Genomic DNA, 427 nt, shown 5'->3' with positions numbered 1-427 from the left:
TCCTGGGCGCGGGCGTCGGCGTCATGTGTTCGACGGTCAACCCGTTCGCCACCGGTGTCGCGTCGTCGGCGGCCGACATCTCGCTCGGCGACGGCATCGTGCTGCGCGTCGTGATGCTCGTCGTGCTCACGGCGGTCACGATCGCGTACGTCGTCCGGTACGCGGTCCGCGTCAAAGCCGATCCGGCCCGTTCGCTGGTCGGCTTCCTCCCCGGGGACCGCGAGCAGGCCGCCGAGGCCGCGACCACCGAGCCGGAGGAGCTGACGCGCACCCACAAGATCGTGCTGGTGGCGGTGACGCTCACCTTCGCGTTCATGATCTTCGCGATCATCCCCTGGGCGCAGGTGCTGACCGGGGATGCGAATGCGGTGGCGTACGTCTGGGAGCTGGACTGGTCGTTCGCCGAGCTGTCCGCGATGTTCATCGT

1 pseudogene is annotated in these 427 nt (G+C 68.9%); it reads left to right on the top strand.

The annotated features are described in order from the left end of the window. Nucleotides 1-427 (top strand): annotated as a pseudogene (locus AC1DSF_RS30960) (hypothetical protein); the annotation flags it as partial.

The organism is Variovorax sp. 01N429 (assembly GCF_056399425.1).
Note: the sequence above shows the minus strand (reverse complement) of the source record. Positions and strands in the feature narration are given on the sequence as shown.